This window comes from Paenibacillus tundrae (assembly GCF_036884255.1).
Lineage (GTDB): Bacteria > Bacillota > Bacilli > Paenibacillales > Paenibacillaceae > Paenibacillus.
In genome coordinates this window covers 5,862,611-5,885,961 of the sequence record NZ_CP145605.1, presented here as the reverse complement: position 1 = coordinate 5,885,961, position 23,351 = coordinate 5,862,611, and the positions used below count along the sequence as shown (strand labels likewise).

General features: G+C 46.5%; 24 protein-coding genes. All 24 read left to right on the top strand.

Annotated elements, in window-relative coordinates:
* Positions 1 to 218: 218 nt before the first annotated feature.
* The 24 genes from glyA to V6W81_RS26315 all read left to right on the top strand — a co-directional run bounded on the left by glyA (position 219) and on the right by V6W81_RS26315 (position 23,228).
* Positions 219 to 1,466 (top strand): serine hydroxymethyltransferase, encoded by a 1,248-nt coding sequence (gene glyA, locus V6W81_RS26430; RefSeq protein WP_145051560.1) that lies wholly within the window; start codon positions 219 to 221, stop codon positions 1,464 to 1,466.
* Between the two features lie 426 nt (positions 1,467 to 1,892).
* The gene (upp, locus tag V6W81_RS26425; protein WP_017691929.1) at positions 1,893 to 2,522 is read left to right on the top strand and encodes a uracil phosphoribosyltransferase; all 630 of its coding nucleotides are present in this window, start codon (positions 1,893 to 1,895) and stop codon (positions 2,520 to 2,522) included.
* A gap of 277 nt (positions 2,523 to 2,799) precedes the next feature.
* Complete coding sequence (wecB, locus tag V6W81_RS26420) at positions 2,800 to 3,957, top strand: non-hydrolyzing UDP-N-acetylglucosamine 2-epimerase (RefSeq protein ID WP_338540842.1); 1,158 nt, start codon at positions 2,800 to 2,802, stop codon at positions 3,955 to 3,957.
* Positions 3,958 to 4,144: 187 nt separating this feature from the next.
* Positions 4,145 to 4,399 carry an AtpZ/AtpI family protein gene (locus V6W81_RS26415; RefSeq protein WP_145051553.1) on the top strand — a complete coding sequence of 85 codons (255 nt, stop codon included), beginning with the start codon at positions 4,145 to 4,147 and terminating at the stop codon, positions 4,397 to 4,399.
* Positions 4,392 to 4,769: an ATP synthase subunit I gene (locus tag V6W81_RS26410; protein WP_145051550.1), complete on the top strand. Its 378-nt coding sequence runs from the start codon at positions 4,392 to 4,394 to the stop codon at positions 4,767 to 4,769. The genes V6W81_RS26415 and V6W81_RS26410 overlap by 8 nt, the downstream gene beginning before the upstream one ends.
* A gap of 45 nt (positions 4,770 to 4,814) precedes the next feature.
* Positions 4,815 to 5,633, top strand: coding sequence for a F0F1 ATP synthase subunit A (atpB, locus tag V6W81_RS26405; protein WP_128103792.1), 819 nt, complete (start codon positions 4,815 to 4,817; stop codon positions 5,631 to 5,633).
* A 77-nt stretch (positions 5,634 to 5,710) separates the two neighbouring features.
* Positions 5,711 to 5,935, top strand: coding sequence for a F0F1 ATP synthase subunit C (atpE, locus tag V6W81_RS26400; protein ID WP_017691934.1), 225 nt, complete (start codon positions 5,711 to 5,713; stop codon positions 5,933 to 5,935).
* Between the two features lie 116 nt (positions 5,936 to 6,051).
* A complete protein-coding gene (atpF, locus tag V6W81_RS26395) occupies positions 6,052 to 6,540 on the top strand; it encodes a F0F1 ATP synthase subunit B (protein ID WP_145051547.1) in 489 nt (162 codons plus the stop codon).
* Positions 6,537 to 7,085, top strand: coding sequence for a F0F1 ATP synthase subunit delta (locus V6W81_RS26390; protein WP_338540841.1), 549 nt, complete (start codon positions 6,537 to 6,539; stop codon positions 7,083 to 7,085). Before atpF ends, V6W81_RS26390 begins: the two co-directional genes overlap by 4 nt.
* Before the next feature lie 16 nt (positions 7,086 to 7,101).
* Entirely contained in the window at positions 7,102 to 8,616 is a 1,515-nt protein-coding gene (gene atpA, locus V6W81_RS26385) for a F0F1 ATP synthase subunit alpha (protein WP_145051541.1), read from the top strand.
* Between the two features lie 211 nt (positions 8,617 to 8,827).
* The gene (atpG, locus tag V6W81_RS26380) at positions 8,828 to 9,700 is read left to right on the top strand and encodes an ATP synthase F1 subunit gamma (RefSeq protein ID WP_145051538.1); all 873 of its coding nucleotides are present in this window, start codon (positions 8,828 to 8,830) and stop codon (positions 9,698 to 9,700) included.
* Positions 9,701 to 9,794: 94 nt separating this feature from the next.
* Positions 9,795 to 11,198, top strand: a complete 1,404-nt coding sequence (gene atpD / locus V6W81_RS26375; RefSeq protein WP_095359962.1) for a F0F1 ATP synthase subunit beta — start codon at positions 9,795 to 9,797, stop codon at positions 11,196 to 11,198.
* A 64-nt stretch (positions 11,199 to 11,262) separates the two neighbouring features.
* The gene (locus V6W81_RS26370) at positions 11,263 to 11,667 is read left to right on the top strand and encodes a F0F1 ATP synthase subunit epsilon (protein ID WP_128103787.1); all 405 of its coding nucleotides are present in this window, start codon (positions 11,263 to 11,265) and stop codon (positions 11,665 to 11,667) included.
* 630 nt (positions 11,668 to 12,297) lie between these two features.
* Positions 12,298 to 12,555 (top strand): DUF1146 family protein, encoded by a 258-nt coding sequence (locus V6W81_RS26365; protein WP_145051535.1) that lies wholly within the window; start codon positions 12,298 to 12,300, stop codon positions 12,553 to 12,555.
* A 520-nt stretch (positions 12,556 to 13,075) separates the two neighbouring features.
* Entirely contained in the window at positions 13,076 to 14,422 is a 1,347-nt protein-coding gene (gene murA / locus V6W81_RS26360; protein ID WP_145051586.1) for a UDP-N-acetylglucosamine 1-carboxyvinyltransferase, read from the top strand.
* Between the two features lie 488 nt (positions 14,423 to 14,910).
* Positions 14,911 to 16,266 (top strand): stage II sporulation protein D, encoded by a 1,356-nt coding sequence (gene spoIID / locus V6W81_RS26355; protein ID WP_338540840.1) that lies wholly within the window; start codon positions 14,911 to 14,913, stop codon positions 16,264 to 16,266.
* Between the two features lie 228 nt (positions 16,267 to 16,494).
* Positions 16,495 to 16,812, top strand: coding sequence for a transposase (locus V6W81_RS26350; RefSeq protein WP_111270792.1), 318 nt, complete (start codon positions 16,495 to 16,497; stop codon positions 16,810 to 16,812).
* 11 nt (positions 16,813 to 16,823) lie between these two features.
* Entirely contained in the window at positions 16,824 to 17,687 is an 864-nt protein-coding gene (locus V6W81_RS26345) for an IS3 family transposase (RefSeq protein WP_338543928.1), read from the top strand.
* Positions 17,688 to 18,705: 1,018 nt separating this feature from the next.
* Positions 18,706 to 19,443 (top strand): M23 family metallopeptidase, encoded by a 738-nt coding sequence (locus V6W81_RS26340; protein WP_056693835.1) that lies wholly within the window; start codon positions 18,706 to 18,708, stop codon positions 19,441 to 19,443.
* A gap of 171 nt (positions 19,444 to 19,614) precedes the next feature.
* Positions 19,615 to 19,902, top strand: coding sequence for a sporulation transcriptional regulator SpoIIID (gene spoIIID, locus V6W81_RS26335; protein ID WP_024632710.1), 288 nt, complete (start codon positions 19,615 to 19,617; stop codon positions 19,900 to 19,902).
* A gap of 219 nt (positions 19,903 to 20,121) precedes the next feature.
* Positions 20,122 to 21,120, top strand: coding sequence for a rod shape-determining protein (locus V6W81_RS26330; protein WP_056693831.1), 999 nt, complete (start codon positions 20,122 to 20,124; stop codon positions 21,118 to 21,120).
* 102 nt (positions 21,121 to 21,222) lie between these two features.
* Entirely contained in the window at positions 21,223 to 22,107 is an 885-nt protein-coding gene (locus V6W81_RS26325; RefSeq protein WP_338540839.1) for a flagellar hook-basal body protein, read from the top strand.
* A 44-nt stretch (positions 22,108 to 22,151) separates the two neighbouring features.
* On the top strand, positions 22,152 to 22,991 hold the full coding sequence (locus V6W81_RS26320; protein WP_338540838.1) for a flagellar hook-basal body protein: 840 nt from the start codon (positions 22,152 to 22,154) through the stop codon (positions 22,989 to 22,991).
* Positions 22,992 to 23,003: 12 nt separating this feature from the next.
* Positions 23,004 to 23,228 carry a DNA-directed RNA polymerase subunit beta gene (locus V6W81_RS26315; protein WP_239293199.1) on the top strand — a complete coding sequence of 75 codons (225 nt, stop codon included), beginning with the start codon at positions 23,004 to 23,006 and terminating at the stop codon, positions 23,226 to 23,228.
* Positions 23,229 to 23,351: the final 123 nt, after the last annotated feature.

Sequence of the window (23,351 nt, the reverse complement as noted above, 5' to 3'; positions counted from 1 at the left end):
AGTGCAACACCAATCTGGAGAAGCAGAGCGTTCGCCTGAAAGCTTACCGAAGGAAAGCTACATCGAAAGCATACGCTATCACCGGATTCCCCCTTTGTAAAAGGGATTCAAAGAAATCTGGGGATAACAGCGATCGAAAGATGGTGATGCAATCGAAGTCTGGAGTGTAACCTTGTGTTTCACTTTATAACTTCACTTATATTAGGAGGAATTTAATCATGGAACAATTGCGTAAGAATGACCCGGCGGTATTGGAAGCGATGAATCTGGAGTTGAAACGTCAGCAAAACAACATTGAGTTGATTGCATCTGAGAACATTGTAAGCGAAGCGGTTATTGAAGCACTTGGTTCCGTTCTGACGAACAAATATGCTGAAGGATATCCAGGCAAACGTTACTATGGCGGTTGTGAGCACGTAGATATCGTGGAAGATATCGCTCGTGATCGCGCTAAAGAATTGTTTGGAGCAGAGCATGTTAACGTTCAACCACACTCTGGTGCACAAGCGAACATGGCAGTTTACCTTGCGGCGCTTAAGCCTGGCGATACAGTATTGGGTATGAACCTTGCACATGGTGGTCACCTTACGCATGGTAGCCCAGTAAACGCATCTGGCTTACTCTACAACTTCGTAGCATATGGCGTACAAGAAGATACATTCCTGATCGATTATGATGAAGTTCGCAAAGCAGCGTTCAAACACCGTCCTCGGTTGATCGTGGCAGGGGCAAGTGCGTATCCACGTACAATTGATTTCGAAAAATTGGCTTCCATTGCTAATGACGTAGGCGCATTGTTCATGGTTGACATGGCTCACATTGCTGGATTGGTTGCTGCTGGTTTGCATCCAAGCCCGGTTCCACATGCACATTTCGTAACAACGACAACTCACAAAACATTGCGTGGACCACGCGGGGGTATGATTCTGTGTACCAAAGCTTGGGCTGCTGCAATTGATAAAGCGGTATTCCCTGGTTCCCAAGGTGGACCATTGATGCACGTTATTGCTTCCAAAGCGGTAGCATTGGGTGAAGCATTGCAACCATCTTTCAAAGAGTACGCGCAGAATGTAGTGAAAAATGCACAGGTTCTGGCTGAAACGTTGATCTCTGAAGGCTTGAACATCGTATCCGGTGGTACAGATAACCACTTGATGCTGATCGATACACGCAGTGTGAACATCACAGGTAAAGAAGCTGAGCATGTCCTTGATTCCATCGGAATCACTGTTAATAAAAATGCAATTCCATTTGACCCAACAAGCCCGTTCATCACTAGCGGTATCCGTATTGGTACACCTGCGGCGACTTCCCGCGGTATGAACGAAGAGGCTATGGTATCGATCGGTAAAATCATTGCGAAAACGCTCAAGAACCCTAAAGATACAGCAACACTTGATCAAGCTCGTGCAGAAGTAACGGCACTGACAGATCAATTCCCGCTCTACACTGACCTTAAATACTAAAAAAACGTTGCTCATGCTGTTTGTATTTGAGTGTTCCGTAAACACGCAGACGGAGCAAACAAAATGAAGCCGGAGAAGCGAAGCGTTCGCCTTTATCCCCGGATTTTCCCCTTATGTAGAGGAGAATCAAAAAAATCCGGGATAACAGCGATCGAAGGATCATTTTGAATTGCGGAGTATCCGTGTGTTTACATGCTTTTGAACAATCTCAATGACATACCAGCAAGAGTCAAAAGGACCGGAAGACACCATGTTTCCGGTCCTGTTTTTGTAGTATTCGGTATTCTGTAATGATTAGGTGCCCTTTAATGGTGTAATTCGGTGTTGGTGATGATATAATATACAGGATTTATCGAGCCTATGAATGATGATTAGGCATATTTGGAAATGCTGTAACATGATGAACTTACCGGAGGGACAAATTAGATGGGAAAATTAGTAATATGTGATCACCCTTTGATCCAACACAAACTGACGTTTATACGCGACATGCGTACGAATACGAAAGATTTTCGTGAATTAGTGGATGAAGTAGCAACGTTGATGGCTTATGAAATCACAAGAGATGTTGAGTTGGAGACGATTGATGTACAGACTCCTGTAGCAGCGACACAAGGTAAAGTGATTTCTGGACGTATGCTCGGACTGGTGCCAATTCTGCGTGCAGGACTGGGAATGCTGGACGGCGTTGTTAAATTGTTGCCAGCGGCAAAAGTAGGACATGTTGGTCTGTTCCGTGACCCGGAAACACTTCAACCTGTTGAATACTATACCAAGCTGCCTACGGACGTAACAGAGCGCCAATTGATTGTGATTGATCCGATGCTCGCAACGGGTGGTTCGGCAATCGCGGCAATTGACGTGCTCAAAAAACGCGGATGCACACAGATCAAAATGATGAACCTCGTAGCCGCTCCAGAAGGCGTAAAAGCCGTGCAAGATGCTCACCCAGATGTAGACATTTATGTAGCTGCGCTTGACGATCGTCTGGATGATCATGGTTACATCGTTCCAGGACTTGGAGATGCAGGAGACCGTCTATACGGCACTAAATAAGCATATGACATGCTTGTAGAGGTTGTTCAAAAAGTCTGCTTCTGATTACGAAGGATGCCTAACGGCATCTCAGCATCGAATATGGGATTCAGCCGAAATAAGTGGAGGCTTACGAAGCCTGTTTCCGTAGGAAACAATGTAGTTGCTCACGTAGATTTTCCTACGCTCCGCTACTCCATTTCTATCTTCATCCCATCTTCTCGGTACTGAAAACCACCCTTTTTGAACATGTACGTATATAGAGGTTCGGAACTTATAGAAAAGGGGCTTTGCTCGAATGTCTAACAAAATTAAAGTGATGACGATCTTCGGGGTGCGACCAGAAGCAATCAAGATGGCTCCGCTTATTTTGGAGTTGCAGAAACATCCTGAGTCTATCGAATCTATTGTTTGCGTAACTGCGCAACATCGACAGATGTTGGATCAGGTACTTGAAGTATTCGACATCCATCCGGATTATGATCTGGATGTGATGAAGGATCGTCAGACATTGAATGAAATCACGATTCGTGTCCTTGGAGGGCTGGAGCCTGTACTACGTGAAGCGAAACCAGACATTGTGCTTGTTCACGGAGATACGCTGACTACATTTGTAGCCAGCTATGCAGCGTTCTTGCAGCAGATCCAGGTAGGGCATGTCGAGGCAGGGCTTCGGACGTGGAACAAGTTGTCTCCATATCCGGAAGAGATGAACCGTCAATTGACAGGCGTACTGGCTGATTTACACTTTGCGCCAACAGATAGGTCCTTTGATAATCTTGCCAAAGAAAATAAACCAGAGTCTAGTACGTACGTCACAGGCAACACGGTTACTGATGTGTTTCAATATACAGTACAGGAGGGCTACAAACATCCGGTACTTGAATGGGCAGAAGGCAAACGCCTTGTATTGTTGACAGCTCATCGCCGTGAATCTCAAGGCGAGCCTCACCGTAACATTTTCCAGGCCGTCAAACGAATTGCCGATGAGTTCGAAGATATCGCCATCGTGTATCCGGTGCATCCAAGTCCTGCTGTGAAGGAGCCGGCTCACGCGATTTTGGGGAATCACCCACGTATTCAATTAATTGATCCACTAGACGTAGTGGATTTGCATAATTTTTACCCGCATACACACTTGATTTTAACCGATTCAGGCGGTTTGCAGGAAGAAGCGCCTTCGTTCGGTGTGCCTGTTCTTGTCCTGCGTGACACGACAGAGCGCCCAGAAGGAATCGAGGCTGGAACGCTTGAGCTTGTAGGTACAGATGAAGAGCATGTGTATGAACGGACAAAAGCCTTGCTTACAGACGAAACATTGTATGCAAGCATGAGTCAAGCAGCCAATCCATACGGAGATGGACATGCTTCGGAAAGAATTGTCAATGCGATTTTGCACCATTTTGGTGTAAATAGCGAACGTCCGGAACCATTTCACAGAAAGTTCAAAAAATAATTCAAATTTTCTAGCGGATTTATAAAGGGCATAGTATACAGTTAAACTGTACGGTTTACGCGGGTTTATGGGCTCTTGAGGGCCTGTTTACCTGTCGTTTTACCCTTTAAAACGCTAAAATCATTCAATTGACAAAGGCTCTCATCATTCAGTAAAATTAACTGGGATTGCAAGGGTGGCGTGGAAAATGGCCGATTCGAACAAACCAAATTCATCCCGTAACCATGACGATAATGTGTGGAAAGCAATGGGACTCGTGACAGCTTTTGGGATCGAGATTGCCATACTCGCTGTAGTCGGATATTACGCTGGCTCCTGGTTGGACAAGACCATTGGAGGTAACGGAATATGGATCGCCGTAAGCGTTCTCTTTTTTCTGGCAGCAGGCGGGGTAAGCATCTACTTTATCGCGAAAAAATTCATGGGGGAAAGTGATGAGTGAACTAACCAGATACCGCAGAATGATGACTGTTTTCATCATGTACTTTCTTATGATTTGTTTTCTCGCAGCGGCCTTCATGCCACGTGTGGAGACAATTGCTTTGGGATTGGCTCTGGGTACGGTAATTAGCTGGATCAATGCATTTTACCTAGGCTACAAAGTAAGGAAAATGTCTGATGATGCGGCAGAAGGTAACTTGAAGCGTGTGAACCTAGGATTTTTGACAAGAGCGGCGCTCGCTGTGCTCGGTATATTTTTATCGATGCGCTTTCCGCAATACTTCAATACATATGCGGTTGCAGGCGGTCTGGTTATTGCACAATTTTCCTTACTGATTATAGGGATTGTCTATTCCCGCAGAGCAGAATGATGTTAGGTGCTGCAGCTTTCAAGTCGAGAAAGGGGTGAGAAAAATATGCATGAAGCTCCAATTATTATGCTTGGCGGATTTCGACTGGATCTATCGGTTGTGCTGATGCTAGTAGTTACAGGTGCCCTTGTTTTTATTTTCGCTGTACTAGCCACACGAAGACTATCCGTTGAAAACCCCGGCAAGCTGCAAAATTTTATGGAGTGGGCAGTAGAATTCGTCCGCAATCTGATTTCCAGTACAATGGATATGAAGAAAGGTAAACATTTTATCTCTCTCGCTCTTTCCATGATTATGTTCATTTTTGTGGGAAACATGCTCGGACTTCCGTTCCAAGCAGTAACCGCAGTGGACAGTGCAGAACACGCGCAGGTGTTTGGTAAGCCAATTGTAACTGCCGTGGAAGCGTTTGAAGAAGCGCATGCCAAAGATCCTGAAGCTCATCCGCACGTCGAACTGGCTTGGTGGAAATCACCAACAGCCGACTTGTCTGTAACGATGGGACTAGCTCTGGTAGCGTTCCTAGTATCTCATGGTCTCGGATTATTCCGGAACACTAGAGGATATCTCAAGCATTACCTTCAGCCATTTGCCTTGTTCTTACCGATCAACTTGATCGAGACGGCATCGAAGCTGTTGACACACGGTATGCGTCTATTCGCGAATATCTTCGCGGGTGAGGTGCTGATCACAACGATTCTGAAGCTGACCACATTCAAAATATTTGGTGCCATTGCAGCGATTCCGCTATTAATGGTGTGGCAAGGCTTTAGTATCTTTATCGGCGCGATCCAAGCATTTGTATTTGTTATCCTAATGATGGTGTACATTTCACAGAGCATTGAGACGCACGAGGAACATTAAGTTTCAAGCCTTCGAAGATTTCTTCATCAGGCTGAACAATAAAAAATTCGATTTATAATTTTAAGGAGGATATACAAATGGGAGCAATGGCATTAATCGCAGCAGCAATTGTTGCAGGACTGGGCGCATTTGGCGCAGGTATTGGTAACGGTATGGTAATCAGCAAAACGGTGGAAGGTATTGCCCGTCAACCGGAAGCTAAATCCACTCTTCAAACAACTATGTTTATCGGTGTAGGTTTGATCGAGGTATTGCCGATCATCGGTGTGGTACTCGCGTTCATGTTCTACGGTATGGCTTAATTAAATTGATAAAGGTTTGGCGGGGAAGGCCACAGCCGTCCGCGCCTTCTTTTTAGGTAATGTCCGTTACTTGCGGATGAACGTTTTAAGGATACCTCCAGGAAGGAGTGAACAGATTGAGTTTCATATGGGAAAATACGCTTCTTGCGATTGTTGCATTCGCAATCTTATATTGGCTGCTTAGCCGTTACGCTTTTGGTCCATTGTTCTCCATTATGGAAAAACGTCGTGAACTCGTGCTGTCGCAGATGAATGAGGCTGCTCAGACTCGGGAACAGGCGATTGCCTATGTGGAGGAGCAAAAACAAGCTCTTGAGCAAGCGCGCAAAGATGCTTACGACATCATTGAACAATCCAAACAAACGGGTGGCAAACAAGCTGAATCGATTTTGGCTGATGCCAAGGCGGAAGCTAATCGTCTGAAAGACGATGCAGTACGCGAAATCGAGAGCGAGAAGAACAAAGCAGTCGCAGCGCTTCGCAGCGAACTGGGTACCGCTTCCGTTCAGATTGCATCCAAGTTGATTAAAAAAGAAGTTGAGAACGGTCCTGCACAAGAAGAACTTGTGAACCAATACCTCAATGAGGTAGGAGGCCGACAATGAGCCGCGATACGATTGTTGCCAAACGTTATGCGAAAGCATTGTTCGAAGTTGCTCTTCAGCAACAACAGGTGCTTGAGGTTGAACAAGAGCTACGCGCCGTTGTCAGTGCATTGACTGGTGATTCCGATATCCAGAAGTTTATCGTATCTCCTAATATCTCTGATGAAGCTAAACGGAACGTACTTCACTCAAGTCTTGATGGCAAGGTATCCGAGTCTGTCCTTCGCACAGTCTTACTGTTGATTGAACGCGGACGCGTTGAATTGCTGGAAGAATTGCTGAATGATTATCGGAAGATCCAGGGCGAGTCGCTTGGGATTGCTGATGCGCGTGTATACTCAACTTATGCATTGAATGATGAGGAAAAAGAAGCGGTTGCCCGTGAATTCGGTGGCCGTGTGAATAAAAAGATTCGTATCGAGAATTTTGTTGATCCGACTCTGCTGGGCGGATTGAAAGTCGCCATTGGCGATACGATCTATGACGGCAGCTTGGCTGGCAAGCTCGAACGTCTTGAGCAGTCTTTTAACAGACGAGTACAGTAGATTGGGGTGAGGACACTTGAGTATCAAACCAGAAGAAATCAGTACATTAATTAAGAGCCAAATCGAACAATACAAGACCGATATCGATGTAGTCGAAGTCGGAACGGTTATCGAGGTTGGTGATGGTATTGCTCGTGTATACGGACTTGAGAACGTAATGTCCAACGAGTTGGTTGAATTCCCAAGCGGTGTTATGGGACTCGCCATGAACGTAGAAGAAAGCAACGTCGGTGTCGTTATCCTGGGACCTTACTATGATATTCGTGAAGGCGACCAAGTTAAACGTACTGGTCAGATCATGCAAGTGCCTGTAGGCGAAGCATTGATTGGACGCGTTGTGAACCCGCTCGGTATTCCAGTGGATGGCAAAGGGCCAATCGCTACAACGGAATTCCGTCCGGTTGAAGGTAAAGCACCAGGCGTAATGGATCGTAAATCGGTTCATGAGCCAATGCAGACAGGGATCAAAGCTATTGATGCAATGGTACCTATCGGTCGTGGACAACGTGAGTTGATCATCGGTGACCGTCAAACGGGTAAAACATCCATCGCGATTGATGCCATCTTGAACCAAAAAGGTAGCGGCATGAAGTGTATCTATGTGGCTATTGGTCAGAAACAATCTACAGTTGCACAAGTTGTGGAAACTCTTCGTCGTAAAGGCGCAATGGAGTACACAATCGTTGTAACTGCAGCAGCTTCTGATCCATCACCACTCTTGTACATCGCACCGTATTCCGGTTGTTCGATGGGTGAGTACTTCATGTACAAAGGCGAGCACGTTCTGGTTATCTATGATGACTTGACTAAACAAGCTTCTGCTTACCGTGAGCTTTCCTTGTTGCTTCGTCGTCCACCGGGCCGTGAGGCTTATCCGGGTGACGTCTTCTACCTGCACTCCCGTTTGCTAGAGCGTGCTGCGAAGCTGAATGATGAACTGGGTGGTGGTTCTTTAACCGCACTGCCGTTCATTGAAACACAAGCTTCCGACGTATCTGCTTACATTCCAACGAACGTAATTTCCATCACGGACGGACAGATCTTCTTGGAAGCCGACTTGTTCAATGCTGGACAACGCCCGGCGATCAACGTTGGTATCTCCGTATCCCGTGTCGGTGGTTCTGCTCAGATCAAAGCGATGAAAAAAGTTGCAGGTTCCCTGCGTCTCGACCTCGCTCAATATCGTGAGCTTCAAGCGTTCTCCCAGTTCGGTTCCGATCTGGATAAAGCGACTCAGGCTCGTCTGAATCGTGGTGCGCGTATGATGGAAATCCTGAAACAAGGTGTTAACCAGCCGTTGCCTGTAGAACAACAGGTTGTCAGCTTGTACACTGCTGTTAAAGGATTCCTGGATGAGATTCCAACAGGTGATGTTACTCGTTTTGAACACGAGTTCCTTGCATTCATGGAGAGCACACATCCAGAGATCCTCGGATCCATCCGTGATACAAAAGAATTGACTTCAGACAACGAAAACGCACTGAAAGGTGCTATCGAGAAGTTCAGAAAGAGCTTCGCTGTCTCTGTCTAAATAGATGATTGCAGTCTGCGGAGTTGTTAACCGATTCCGCATGTCTGCATGTAAAACTTTGACTCTGTCAAAGTAATATAATGCTTATGATCTAGTTTTGACTTGGTCAGAACGAGTGTTGAGGCTTACGAAGTAACTTTGGCTTTGCCAAAGTTAAGGTTATGCTTACGATGTAGTTTTGACTTTGTCAAAACTTTAAGGTGGTGAAATCATGGCAAAAGGCATGCGCGAAATTAAGCGGCAAATTAAAAGCGTACAAAGCACCAAGCAGATCACCAAAGCAATGGAGATGGTTGCAGCTGCAAAACTGCGTAAAGCGCAGGAAAAAGCTGAGGCAGCCCGTCCTTATTCGGAGAAGCTGAAAGAAGTTGTAGCTAGTATTGCATCCAGTACGCAAGGTATTCAGCATCCGATGCTGGAGAGCCGTCCGGTCAAAAAGACAGCTTATCTAATCATTACATCGGATCGTGGTCTTGCAGGTGGTTACAATGCGAACGTTCTGCGTCAGGTTAACCAGACGCTCAAGGAACGCCACACCTCTCAGGATGACTACGAATTGTTCGTCATTGGACGTAAAGGACGCGACTACTTCAGACGTCGTGAAATTGCGATGGCATCCACAACAACGGATCTGTCGGATTCACCTTCATTTGCAGACATCAAATCCATTGCACACGAAGCTGTTCATGGGTTTGAACTGGCTCATTTTGATGAATTGTACATTTGTTATAACCGCTTTGTGAATGCGTTGACCCAGATTCCTACGGTAGAGAAACTTCTTCCAATGGAAACACCTGAGGTGTCTGCTGCGGAAGGACCAACAGCGAGCTACGAATACGAGCCGTCTGCTGAAGCTGTACTTGAGGTTTTGCTACCGCGTTATGCGGAGACGCTGATCTATGGTGCACTTCTGAACGGTAAGGCGAGTGAGCTAGGCGCGAAAATGACGGCAATGGGTAATGCAACGAAAAATGCATCTAAACTCATTAATGACTTGTCATTGACTTATAACCGTGCCCGTCAAGCGGCGATTACGCAGGAGATTACGGAAATTGTGGCAGGTGCCAACGCAGCACAAGGATAATCGTTTTTTTATTAATGAAGGCTTGCAGAGCAAAGATAAACGAACGGACATTATTTTTGCAAAAGTAGCAGGCTTGTAGGAGGGGAACGTTAAGATGAACAAAGGACGCGTTGTGAGCATCATGGGTCCGGTTGTTGACGTCGAGTTTGATCGCGGCGGTCTGCCGGAAATCCTCAATGCCATTACGATCACTACAGTAAGTGAGAGCGGCGTAAGTGTAAGCCTTACACTCGAAGCTTCGAAACATCTGGGTGACAACCGGGTACGTTGTATCGCGATGTCCTCTACGGACGGTCTCGTTCGTGGTATGGAAGCAGTAGATACTGGAGCTCCAATCTCTGTACCAGTCGGAGAAGCGACACTGGGTCGTGTATTTAACGTACTCGGCGAAGCAATCGATACTGGTGGTACAGTAGCTGCTGAACACAAGAACCCGATTCACCGTTCAGCTCCTGCATTTGATGAACTGACTACCCAAGCAGAGATGCTGGAGACAGGAATCAAAGTTATCGACTTGCTCGCGCCTTATGCGAAAGGTGGTAAAATCGGTCTCTTCGGTGGTGCCGGTGTAGGTAAAACGGTAACGATCCAAGAGCTGATCAACAACATCGCACAAGAGCACGGCGGTATCTCCGTATTTGCCGGTGTTGGTGAGCGTACACGTGAAGGTAACGACTTGTATCACGAGATGAGTGATTCCGGCGTTATTAACAAAACAGCAATGGTCTTCGGACAAATGAACGAGCCTCCAGGCGCACGTCTTCGTGTAGCCCTCACAGGTCTGACGATGGCGGAATATTTCCGTGATGAAGAAGGCCGTGACGTGTTGCTCTTTATCGATAATATCTTCCGTTTCACTCAAGCGGGTTCAGAAGTATCTGCCTTGCTTGGACGTATGCCATCCGCGGTAGGTTACCAGCCTACGCTGGCTACAGAAATGGGTCAATTGCAAGAGCGTATCACTTCTACCAAAAAAGGATCGGTTACATCCATCCAGGCGATCTACGTACCTGCGGATGACTATACTGACCCGGCTCCTGCAACAACGTTTGCTCACTTGGACGCAACAACGAACTTGGAGCGTAAAATCTCCGAGATGGGTATCTACCCTGCGGTAGATCCACTTGCATCCAGCTCACGGATCTTGGCACCAGAGGTTGTAGGTGAAGAACACTACAGCGTTGCTCAAGGCGTTAAGCGTATCTTGGCTCGTTACAACGAGCTGCAAGATATCATTGCAATCTTGGGTATGGACGAGCTCAGCGAGGAAGATAGAGCGCTTGTTTATCGTGCGCGTAAAATTCAACGTTTCTTGTCCCAGCCATTCCACGTTGCTGAAGCATTTAACGGTATTCCGGGTAAATACGTTCCGGTTAAAGAAACGGTGCGCAGCTTTAAAGAAATTCTCGAAGGCAAGCATGACGATCTTCCGGAAGCAGCATTCCTCTTCGTTGGTACAATTGAAGAGGCAGTGGAGAAAGCCAAAACACTGGTATAATCTGAATCCAGGATTGTCCTTATGAAGCGAGCTATCCTTCGGATAGTTTTCAGGAGGGATGGAATTGAGCACCTTTTTGTTGGAGATTGTAACCCCTGAGCGCCTGGTCTACTCCGAACAGGTTAATAGTATCAGCGCTCGTGGTGTTGAAGGGGAACTGGGTATTTTGCCAGGGCATATCCCTATGGTCACACCTTTGCAAATCGCACCAATCTTGATCAAAAACGGAAAAGAGACGAAACAAGTCGCTATTGGCGGCGGTTTTATCGAAGTCCGTAAAGACAAGGTGGTTGTACTTGCAGAGAGTGCCGAGTTTCCGGAAAATATCGATGTGGATCGTGCGCGTGCGGCCAAAGAGCGGGCAGAACGCCGGCTTGCTAGCCAAAGCAACCAGGATCACTTTGATCACCGTCGTGCAGAGATTGCTCTGCAAAAAGCGGTTAACCGGATTAACGTATTCGGCAAATAAACGATTCATTAAGTCTGGCGGCTTGTTCCGCCAGGCTTTTTTGACGTGTACAGGTGAGATATAAGCCGATTATATTGAGGGGAATTAGGTTTTATGTCTGATGTCCCTTTTGAAAAGTAAGAAGGATAAATTTGAAATTTTAATAGTTTAAATTATTGAGATGACATTCACCGATTGGGTGGGCATGAATAGGATATAGGACTAAAGTAATGACGATAATGAAGCGATAAGAACCATTTTTGTAGACTAAAAACCAAATTATTTCCGAGGAAATGACAAGCTTGATATCAAAATAGCGCTCTTTTATGTCGTTTTAGTACCAAAATCCTGAATAATTTCATTTAGAATATTTCCGAAGTGGAAATCAATGTAATTGACAATGTATGATGAAAGAGCCTATATTCCATAGAGTCAGCAGAAGACGCAGTTGCAGTGATGAAATTCATAGTCATTCATAGCCAGTTTGTTGTTACTCAGTGATTGGGCAGTGGAGAATCCGCTTAGGAGCTCTCCAACATAGTAGGCTCAGTGTATACCGTGTTAATTGCCAGATATCCTCACAAGGCTACTTCTAAGGATGACAATTAAAATTGCGCGGATCGCTGCAACAAATGTGGAGGTAATGAATATATGGATACTGATCTGACGAATCAGGTAAACCAGGCTCTAAGTACAAATGGTCTTGTTTCGATTATCGTCTCGCTTATGTGCATAGCGGTGTCTTGGTGGGCTCTGCAGAACCTGAAGCTTGATCTTATAATCAGACAGCCTAGAGGAGCTCAGGGAAGATTGCTACACTTATTGCTTGCCATCATTCTGGGTCATGCCGTTTCAGGTTTCGTTATCGATTACCTGTCATGGACACAAATGTTGCGTCATTTGTTTTAATCTTGAGATGGTTGGTTAATTTTCTCTTAGGCTCTTTCAAGTAGGGTCATTGTCGAATAACATCGATTAATTGTGTTAACAATTAGAGTATGGATTGTCGACGTGCTAATTACGAAAAAAATGTGACGTGAAATTGGATGATTTTGAGATGTTTTATGTAAAAATGCTTGTATCGAACAATTCAACAATGTTATGATGGAAGTTAGGGAAATCACAAATGTTCACTATTTATAAGGCTATAAACGGGATCTCCGGGTAAATCCGGCTGAAAATTATCCCAACCGTCAGTTTTTATTCTTTGCCGATCCATATGTCTTGTTTAACAGGGCTTTATGCAGTTGATTCGGCTGTGTCATCATCAAATTTTTGAACTATAAACCAATTCTTTTCTGAGCAGACATCGATGGTAGATTTTGCCATGATATGTCGGAATTCCACACACAGCAACAGTCCTTCTGTAAGAAGGGCTACACGTATTCCGGAATGAAGAAAAGGGAATAAACGCGCGGAGGGAACCATGATGAGCAAATTTATCGTCCGCGGTGGCAAAAGGTTGACCGGAAGTGTCAAAGTTAGCGGCGCTAAAAATTCTGTTCTTCCGATCATCGCTGCCTCTCTCTTAGGGGAAGAAGGACAAAGCGTTATTATTGACGCACCTCCTCTAGACGATGTGATGACGATTAACAAGGTGTTGGAATCGCTGGGAGCGGGTGTTACATACCGGGACGAAGTGATTACCGTAAATGCGGAAAAACTTACTTCCTGTGAAGCTCCATATGAGTGGGTAAGTAAAATGCGGGCGTCATTTTTGGTGATGGGACCTCTACTTACACGTATGGGTCACACGAGAATTTCGCTTCCTGGTGGATGTGCCATCGGTACACGACCTATTGATCAACATCTGAAAGGCTTTGAAGCCATGGGTGCGGAGATCAGTTTGGGTCAAGGTTATATAGAAGCACGCAGTCAAGGTCGACTACGTGGTGCTAAAATTTATCTAGATGTGGCATCAGTGGGTGCTACTCAAAATATTATGATGGCTGCAACATTGGCTGAAGGCGTAACTGTTCTGGAGAACGCCGCTAAAGAGCCAGAAATCGTGGATCTTGCTAACTTCCTGAATGGAATGGGAGCCAAAGTACGCGGTGCTGGAACTGGTGTAATTCGGATCGAGGGTGTGGAGAAGCTTTCTGGTGTTAGACACACCGTTATTCCGGATCGAGTTGAAGCAGGAACCTATATGGCTGCTGCTGCAATCTCCGGTGGTGACGTCTACATTGAAGGTGCAATCTCTGACCACTTGGGATCGGTTATTGCGAAGATGGAAGAGATGGGTGTAACGATTCAGCCTGACGAGAACGGAGTTCGAGTTATCGCAGATCGTCCACTCAAGGCGGTAGATGTGAAAACATTACCATACCCTGGCTTCCCGACGGATATGCAATCTCAGATGATGGCACTATTGCTGGCTTCCGAAGGAACTAGCGTAGTAACAGAGACGGTATTTGAGAACCGCTTCATGCATGTGGATGAATTCCAACTGATGAATGCGGAGATCAAAGTAGAAGGTCGTTCTTCTATTATTACCGGTAACGCCAAACTGAAGGGTGCTAAAGTAACAGCTACCGATTTGCGTGCGGGTGCCGCACTTATCATCGCGGGTCTTGTTGCTGAAGGTACTACAGAAGTGGGCGGTGTTCATCACATCGATCGTGGTTACGTTCATTTGGCTGAGAAGCTGAATGGTCTTGGAGCCGATATTTATCGGATTTCCGTTGAAGAGCCTAAGCTCGATGCAGCGAAAGCTTCCAATGATAAGGTTGAAGAAGAAGTGCCATTGTTCAAGGTACAACCAACTTTGGCTTAACATTGAAGTATGCATAGTTGTTCGCTGTGCAGAACTGTTGTTGTGCGTGGTCATGCGAATAACGCATGAACTGTATTGGAGAAATGAACCGACCAAGCTAAGCCCACTGGGCTTGGCTTTTTTTTGTCCTTTTTTGGAATAAAGATCACGCTTCGGTGTTGATCTAAGTACCTGATTCTATTAATAGCTGATCCTAATCTATGGGTAGCATAACATTTAATTCTGGACTGATTCTAAGCGAGAGAGAAGAGCTGGGAGCGCGGGGAACAGAGTAAGGAAATAGGGAGCTAGGAAGTGGAACATCGCGTCAGATCAATAATTATCGGTGATGCATACGCATCTAGATACCCAAATGAAAGAATAGAAGAGAAGTGTGTTTCTCTTAAATGTTGTTCTATCAGATCGATTCAACTCATACCCTAAACTATGGAATTGAACAAAATAGGCCGGTGCATGGTCACTCGTGGACAACGGAGGGTTATGTCGAAATGAAAGAAGCGCGTGTTCAGGTTAAGGTACCTCTTGTTCCTCGCCCTGGTACTACAGATTCAGAGGAGCCAACGTCTAATTCAACGATGGAAAAAGACAAGCTAGCCTCGGTGACACCTATTCGGTTAGCATCAGTAGGCTCAGCGATTACATCTGCCCCACGCAAAGCGAGGGTAGACACATCAGAAGATGCAACAACAGGCCAGATGCACGTGCCTGTTATTGAACTGGATCATTTCCGCCCTGTAAAGCGGCGGCGAATGCGGACATTTGCACGTGGGCATCGCTGGGGCAGACGCAAACCTCCACGCTGGCAACCTGTTGCAGCAGCAACTACACTACTCACGCTCGCCTTGCTAATCCCTGTAATTCTGGTCTGGCCGCGAGCAGATGACTCAGTAAAGTCGGTTCCAGCCTCACCTACCGCCAATAGTACATCTACTCCAGCACCTACTCCTGCTGTACCTGTGACGTACCCAGAGCCCAATGTACGGGTATATCTGTCGGCAACAGGTACAACGGTGGAGCTTCCGCTAGAGAAGTACGTGTCTGGTGTGGTCGCAGCTGAGATGCCAGCGGAGTTCAGACTGGAAGCGTTGAAGGCTCAAGCAATTGCAGCTCGCACGTTTATCGTCAGAAGATTGGCGGCGAATGATACAAGTGGCGTGCCCTCGGGTGATGCAGACGTTACCGATACGGTAAGTCACCAAGTATTTATCCCACCAGATCAAGCAAAGGCCGAATGGACGCGGCTCGGCAAAGCGGAAGATTGGGAGAAGCTAGAGCAAGCCATTCGTGAGAGCCGCGATGCGGTCATGACATATCAGGGTAAAGCGATCACGGCTTCCTTTTTTTCAACCAGTAATGGGTATACCGAAAATGCAGAAGACGTATGGGGCAATGTTGTGCCTTATCTCAAAAGTGTAGACAGCCCGTGGGACAAGAAGATCGCCCCGAGATTTGAGGAGACTGTTACGATGAAGCGTAGTGAAGTGTTGCAAAAGTTAAATCTGAGCGCCAGTGCAATACCCGTGTCAGCTCAAAAGGGAAGTGCCTGGATGGAAGTGCTGTCTACAACGAAGGGACACCGAATTAAAGAAATGCAGATTGCCGGTCAGACGTTCAGCGGCTCTGAGGTTAGGAATTTACTTGGACTGAGATCGAGTCAATTCAGCTGGAAGAGTGACGGAGACAAGATCGAGTTCACAACCTATGGATACGGTCACGGTGTAGGCATGAGCCAGTGGGGAGCCAATGGCATGGCGCAAGAGGGGCACACGGCAACGCAAATCCTCAAACATTACTATACCGGCATATCCTTCGGACAGGCATCCAAGATGCTGGCATCGAAGTAGATGAGATGGATGCCGTTGGTGCTTAACGAACCTGAGAGACCTTATTAGGCTCTAACGCTGCTATTGGAAATTCTAACGAACCTCAGAAGCGTTATATCACGATATACAACGGAATTGATGCGATCTTAGCGCCTAAATGAGTAATTAGCGTGTCCAGTGGAGCTAGAATAAAAAGTGGACACCCAATAACGGACAGAAGGATAATAAGGCTAACGGAGGTGTGTCCACATGGGAGAACAGCGGCAACGATACAATGAAGAATTTAAGAAACAAACGGTAAAATTTATCCAAGAACAGACCAAGACACTCGGAGACTTGGCAGAAGAACTCAACATTCCAAAAAGTACATTACACCAGTGGATGGGCAAGTATCGCGAACTTAAACATGAGCCCGTAGCTAGCGTAGATCGAGTGAAAGAACTGGAAGCAGAGCTTAAAGAAATGCGCCGGTTACTTCAAGAGAAAGAGCATACGCTTGCGGACACGCAAGAGGAACTGGCTATTGTAAAAAAAGCAGTGCACATCTTCAGCAAACCAAAGAGCTAAGGTTTCAGTTTCTGGAAAACCATCGCTCCCTGTTTTCTTTGGAGAAGATGTGCACTCTGTTACACGTGTCACGGAGCGGATATTACAAGTGGCGGATGGATCGAACAAGTAAACAGCAGCACCGGAGAACTGAGATCATGAAGCGTATTCGATTTCATTTCTACGACCACCAGAAGCGGTGTGGAAGTCCGAAAATTACGTATGCGCTCCATCTGGAAGGATACAGAATCTCTTCCCGTACCGTCAGTATATACATGCGTCAAATGAATCTTCGTTCCGTGCACACTCCTCGGTATCGTGTCCAAACGACGGATTCTAACCATCATCATCCCATTGCACCAAATACGCTGAACCAGCAATTTCAAACGTCCAAACCGAACACCGTATGGGTCACCGATATCACCTACATTCCCTGCCGAGGAGGCCGGTTATATCTCGCCAGTGTTCTGGATTTATGTACGCGTGAAATTGTAGGCTGGCGTCTGTACAACCATATGGAAACGAGTCTGGTGCTAGGTGCATTGAATGATGCTTACCGGGCCAAACGCCCCGCTCCAGGACTGCTACATCACTCGGATCGTGGCTCGCAGTACACGTCAAAAGAATACGTGGAGCAACTGAAATCGTATGGTATGGAGCTCAGTATGAGCCGCCGAGGAAACTGTTACGATAACGCATGTATCGAGTCTTGGCACAGTATTTTGAAGAAAGAACTCATTCACTGTAACCCTCGTTTTAAGAATCCAGAAGAGGCTTATAACACCATTTACCAGTACATTGAGTTCTATTACAACCGCAAGCGAATGCATGGTGCGCTAGGTTATCTTTCCCCTGCTCGTTTTGCGAAGAAATTTACGGACAAATCCGTCGCGTAAGTGTCTACTTTCTTGACATAGGTCCACACGATTCGTTAGAATTTCTTAAATGCGATTTTACCGTTAATAGAGCCGCCTGAGTTCGTTAGAAAAGTACATTCTAGGATGTACCGACGACTAATCGCGAATTACCAACACAGCCAGAGCACTAACCACCAAGCTAGCGAATCTCCAACACAGCCGGTGCACCAATCATCAGCTAGTGAATCTCTAACACAGCCGGTGCACCAATCATCAGCTAGTGAATCTCTAACACAGCCGGTGCACCAATCATCAGCTAGTGAATCTCTAACTCAACCGTTGCACCAATCACCCATCCTAGTGAAACTCCAACACAGCTGTAGCACCGATCACAAGATAGCGAATCCCAACTTAGCTAGTACACCAATCTCAAGCCAGCAAATTTCCTAATATAACCACTACCGCTAATCACCATCTATCTACTCTCGGCTACTCTACTTACCTACGCACGCCGCCCCGTGCTAAAACTTTCAAGTTTTGACTATATCGGCGGAAAGTGCGAGTGTTGGGGAGCGTAGGGGCGGAGAAGGCTTTAGAAGCTAAGCGTCTGCCTCTATCCCCGGATTTACCTTTAGGAGAACAGTATCAATCAGGAAATCTGGGGATGAGAGCGAGTCGGGAGGGTTCTCGATCACCGGAGCGGAGCGCATACTAACCGCACATCACGCCATCCTATCCCACCTGCCCGCCCCATCTTAAAACTTTCAGGCTTTGCATATATCGGTTGGTATGCCTTGTTACACCTGAACGGAGCGGACAGAGATAATCTGGAGAAACGGAGTGCTCGCCTTTATCCCGGGATTTCAACCTTTGAAAAAAAGGTATAAAGGAAATCTGGGGATAACAGCGATCGGAAGATTGCTCTGGCCGTGGAGTGGTCTAGGTTAACCGTCATACCCCCGTATATAGCACTCTCTGAAAGTTTTATGAAAATAATTAGAGTCGCGCGTGTATAAAAGAGTTGCACCCGGTAACACTTGTTACTGAGGTGATCAAGATGAATGAACAAAACAAAAAAACAGTCCAAGAAGAAACTCCTAAAACAACACAAGGAGTACCGGCTAGCCAGCCCTCTTCATGGAAAAGAGCAATGTCCAAACGTTGGGTGTTCCCAGCAGCCTACATCGCAGCAGCAGGTATTATACTAACCTTAGTGTGGGTCTATCAGGGAACAAGCGAACAAGCGCTTAACTCGGATCCAGCAGGTGTAGTAGAAACCGGCACCAAGGGTACAGAAGAAACAGCAGTGGTTGATGGCGAACAGGAAAGTGTGGAAGTTGTTGCGAAGTCGGAAAGTTTTGTATGGCCAGTAGCGAGCCCTTCGGAAGTATCGATCGTGAAGCCTTTCTATGAAAACGAAGGTTCAACGGAAGAGCATGAAGCTGCGATGGTACAGTATAACGATACGTTTATCCCGAATACCGGTGTAGACCTGGCAAGAGGAGATAACAAATCGTTCGAAGTAAAAGCAGCACTTAGCGGAACGGTAACCCGGGTTGAGCAAAATCCGCTGACAGGTCAAGTTGTGGAAATTACTCACGACGAGAACCTCAAGACGGTATATCAGAGCTTGTCCGATGTAAAAGTAAAAGAAAATGACGAAGTGAAGCAAGGGGATGCCATTGCATCAGCTGGCGTGAATGAATTGGGTAAAACGCTTGGCAACCATCTGCACTTCGAAGTTTACGAAGACGGACAGCCGGTTAACCCCAAAGGATTTCTCCCGGAAAAATAATTGATTTTTTACCGCAGTACGCCGAAGGCAGAGGGAATGATCCCTCTGCTTTTTTTACGTTTTCTGAAAATTATGGGACCTTCGAAGCTTGTCACACCTCTAAACCGCGAATATATAGGCATGCTCCTCATATAATGTACCAAACTATCCACACAGTAGGGAGGCGGGAGCGTGCACGATTACATCAAGGAACGGACCATCAAAATTGGTCGCTGCATTGTTGAGACAAGAAATACGGTCCGTACCATAGCCAAGGAATTCGGCGTGTCAAAGAGTACTGTGCATAAGGATCTGACGGAGCGTTTGCCGGAAATCAACCCTGATCTTGCTGACCAGGTAAAACACATTTTGGAGTACCACAAGTCGATCCGTCATTTGCGGGGCGGGGAAGCGACCAAGATCAAATACAAAAAAACGAGTGGAAAAAAGCGTGAAGTGTTGGCTTCTGCAAAATCGTAATCATCTTTGACAAGACATAGGCCAAAAAGCTCAAACTTGGATTGAATCCCTCCCCTGAAGTATGATATGTTAAAAGCTGGTACAGGATCGAATTATGACATCTTATCAGCCCGATTTTTACATATATATGTTGCACTTTGTCGAACGAGCGGTGACGTGATAAGGGACTCTTTTTCACAGGATACGCTGACCAAATAATATCACTTTGGGGGCTCTTTTATGTTAAGCAAGGATATCGGTATTGATCTTGGCACGGCGAACGTGCTAATTCACGTGAAAGGAAGCGGGGTTGTCCTCGATGAACCTTCCGTTGTGACCATTGAAAGCGATACGAAGCGGGTCCTTGCTGTTGGGGAAGAAGCGCGTCGTATGGTGGGGCGTACTCCAGGTAACATTGTTGCCATTAGACCGCTGCGTGACGGCGTTATTGCGGACTTCGAGATTACGGAAGCGATGCTCAGACATTTCATTAACCGTGTGGGGGCGAGAAGTTGGTACAGCCACCCACGGATTTTGATCTGCGCACCGACCAATATTACTTCCGTAGAGCAGAAGGCCATCCGTGAAGCTGCTGAACGCAGCGGTGCCAAAGAAGTATTCCTAGAAGAAGAGCCGAAAGCGGCAGCGATCGGTGCAGGCATGGATATTTTTCAGCCGAGCGGCAATATGGTCGTAGATATCGGCGGCGGAACGACTGACGTTGCAGTCCTATCGATGGGCGACGTAGTCACCGCCTCTTCTATTAAAGTTGCAGGGGACAAGTTCGACGAAGCAATAATCAAGTTTATCAAAGCCAAATATAAGCTCATGATCGGTGAACGTACAGCCGAGGATCTGAAGATTGCCATTGGCTCTGTACATCCAGGCGGACGTCAGACGGAGATGGATATTCGTGGACGAGATATGGTAACGGGTCTGCCGATTACCGTAACGGTTTCTGGCCATGAAGTGCAAGAAGCTCTGTGGGATTCGGTACAATCCATCATCGTGGCAGCGAAGTCTGTATTAGAGCGGACACCACCTGAATTATCAGCGGACATCATTGATCGTGGTGTTGTGTTGACAGGCGGGGGCGCACTACTGAACGGATTGGACGAGCTGTTATCGAATGAATTGCATGTACCAGTATGGGTAGCAGAGGATCCAATGCATTGTGTTGTAAAAGGAACAGGCATTATGTTGAATAATTTGGATCAAGTAGTTAAGAAAAAATTCTAATCTGCCGATATAATCAACAAAGGTTCGCCCATGCTCGGGTTAAGAACGGACAAGCCATAAGCCTGCCATGCAGGACAAGCGCTTGAGGAGAGGGGATCAACCATGCTAAGAGGTCTATATACGGCCACCGCGGGAATGCTTACGCAACAACGTCGCCATGACACAGCAACGCAGAATATCGTGAATATGAACACAACGGGATACAAACAGGTGAGCAGTGTTAGCCGATCCTTCCCGGAAATGCTCATTACTTTGGTGGGCGGAGATGCGAATACTCCAACAAAGCGGTTGGGTAGATTGAACTCAGGTGTATTTGCCGAAGAGAGCTTGTCTATGAATGTGCAAGGTGCGATTAGAGAGAGTGGACAGAAGAGTGATTTTGCCATTTCATCTAATTTGGTGGTAAATGATCCACAGACGGGACAACCTGTACCATTTGATGCATCAGGCAAGTTTGTGAGAGAAGATGGTACGGTTACGTATCAACCGCAGGCATATTTTACGGTGCAGGATGCCGACGGTAATACAAGATACACGCGTGATGGGCATTTCCTTGTTACGGGAACAGGACAATTGCTGAGCTCGACGGGCGCTCAAGTGTTGGATAATGATGGACAACCTGTCGTGTTGACAGGCTCAGTGGAGCAATTTAAAGTGGATGAGCAAGGTCGTCTCTTGAATGCAGCTACAGGCGCTCCTACAGGCGTTACACTTGGAATTAGCGTTGTGGATTTACCGAATCAGCTGGTACGTCAAGGTGACGGTAACTTCAGCCTGAATGAACAGGGTGGTGCAACGGCTAGAATGATGGCTGCTGGGGATAACGTTCAGATTCGCCAAGGTTACTTGGAGGGCTCCAATGTGGATGCTTCTCAAGCGACAGTGGATATGAATGCTGCGTTCCGTGCGTATGAAGCCAATCAGAAAATTGTGCAGTTCTATGACCGAAGTTTAGAAAAGGCAGTTAATGAAGTTGGACGTGTATAACGTCAACCGTAGATATAACCACGTAGTGGGGAGGGTAACCACCGATGAATAATTCCATGATTAGTGCCAAGGTTTCCATGACCGGCATTCAGCAACGTCTGGAAGTCATTGCCGATAATATTGCCAACGTGAACACGGCAGGCTATAAGAGCAAGCAGGCAGCGTTTGAGGATGTTTTGACTCGTGTACAACAACAACCTGAGAAGTATAAACTAGATGGTCGTTCTACACCGATGGGATTTAACCTCGGGTTTGGAGTACGTTTATCAGATGTTACGAAGGATATGACGCAAGGATCGCTTAATGAGACGGGTAACCCGACGGATCTAGCGATTGAAGGCAATGCGATGTTTGCTGTGGAAGCGAATGGACAGAAAATGTGGACACGTCAAGGTGCATTCCATTTTGTACCTGATGAAAGACCGAATCCGAATCCGAACGCACCTCAGATGATGGTTCTCGTTAACGGAGAAGGGCATTTCGCGCTTGATCGTCAAGGTAATCGGATTACAGAACAGGTGAATAGCAAGGTCGCATTTGATGAGAATGGGAATTTGCTAATTCGCCGAGGTAATGCAGCTAACGCAACCATTGGGGCTCAGTTGCAACTCGTTGATATCGAGCGTCCAGAAGGTTTGGTGCAGTTTGCCGATAACCTGTTTGGGTTGGACGTTGGTTTAACGGAAGATGATGTATTTGGAGCTAATGCGGCGACGCGTCCAGCGACGGCTACAATTCGTGCGGGTTACTTGGAACAGTCCAATGTGGATCTGACTTCGGAGATGGCTTTGCTGATGCAAGGACAGCGTACGTATCAGTTGGCAGCTCGGGCACTGACATCCAGTGATTCGATGGCGGGTCTAGCCAACAATTTGAGAGCATAAAAGGTGAATGTGATGACAGATACAGAGCAGCAGAACAGTAAGCCGGATAAGACGAAAGTCAAGAAGAAGAAGAGTGGATGGCGTATTGCCAGATGGTTTCTGGTTCCGTTTCTGCTTGTTCTTGCCCTCGCTGGTGGTATGGTCGCTGGCTATGTAGTACTGGGTAAACAGGATATCGGCTCCGTATTCGAGTGGAGCACCTGGGAGCATGTGTATAATCTGGTGTTCGCTCCATAGGACGTGTAATGAGGGAAAACTCCTGCGAAGGCAGGAGTTTTCTTTTTGGTGTTGAAAACAGTATAATGATGGATGACGTTTGACTTCTGATGTCTAATGCCTAACGTCTAACGTCAAAAGAGG

Bases quoted from the DNA above. Each gene is read 5' to 3' on its own strand.
- glyA (WP_145051560.1), top strand. From the start codon at position 219: ATGGAACAATTGCGTAAGAATGACCCGGCGGTATTGGAAGCGATGAAT.
- upp (WP_017691929.1), top strand. From the start codon at position 1,893: ATGGGAAAATTAGTAATATGTGATCACCCTTTGATCCAACACAAACTG.
- wecB (WP_338540842.1), top strand. From the start codon at position 2,800: ATGTCTAACAAAATTAAAGTGATGACGATCTTCGGGGTGCGACCAGAA.
- V6W81_RS26415 (WP_145051553.1), top strand. From the start codon at position 4,145: ATGGCCGATTCGAACAAACCAAATTCATCCCGTAACCATGACGATAAT.
- V6W81_RS26410 (WP_145051550.1), top strand. From the start codon at position 4,392: ATGAGTGAACTAACCAGATACCGCAGAATGATGACTGTTTTCATCATG.
- atpB (WP_128103792.1), top strand. From the start codon at position 4,815: ATGCATGAAGCTCCAATTATTATGCTTGGCGGATTTCGACTGGATCTA.
- atpE (WP_017691934.1), top strand. From the start codon at position 5,711: ATGGGAGCAATGGCATTAATCGCAGCAGCAATTGTTGCAGGACTGGGC.
- V6W81_RS26390 (WP_338540841.1), top strand. From the start codon at position 6,537: ATGAGCCGCGATACGATTGTTGCCAAACGTTATGCGAAAGCATTGTTC.
- atpG (WP_145051538.1), top strand. From the start codon at position 8,828: ATGGCAAAAGGCATGCGCGAAATTAAGCGGCAAATTAAAAGCGTACAA.
- atpD (WP_095359962.1), top strand. From the start codon at position 9,795: ATGAACAAAGGACGCGTTGTGAGCATCATGGGTCCGGTTGTTGACGTC.
- V6W81_RS26365 (WP_145051535.1), top strand. From the start codon at position 12,298: ATGGATACTGATCTGACGAATCAGGTAAACCAGGCTCTAAGTACAAAT.
- murA (WP_145051586.1), top strand. From the start codon at position 13,076: ATGAGCAAATTTATCGTCCGCGGTGGCAAAAGGTTGACCGGAAGTGTC.
- spoIID (WP_338540840.1), top strand. From the start codon at position 14,911: ATGAAAGAAGCGCGTGTTCAGGTTAAGGTACCTCTTGTTCCTCGCCCT.
- V6W81_RS26350 (WP_111270792.1), top strand. From the start codon at position 16,495: ATGGGAGAACAGCGGCAACGATACAATGAAGAATTTAAGAAACAAACG.
- V6W81_RS26340 (WP_056693835.1), top strand. From the start codon at position 18,706: ATGAATGAACAAAACAAAAAAACAGTCCAAGAAGAAACTCCTAAAACA.
- V6W81_RS26330 (WP_056693831.1), top strand. From the start codon at position 20,122: ATGTTAAGCAAGGATATCGGTATTGATCTTGGCACGGCGAACGTGCTA.
- V6W81_RS26325 (WP_338540839.1), top strand. From the start codon at position 21,223: ATGCTAAGAGGTCTATATACGGCCACCGCGGGAATGCTTACGCAACAA.
- V6W81_RS26320 (WP_338540838.1), top strand. From the start codon at position 22,152: ATGAATAATTCCATGATTAGTGCCAAGGTTTCCATGACCGGCATTCAG.
- V6W81_RS26315 (WP_239293199.1), top strand. From the start codon at position 23,004: ATGACAGATACAGAGCAGCAGAACAGTAAGCCGGATAAGACGAAAGTC.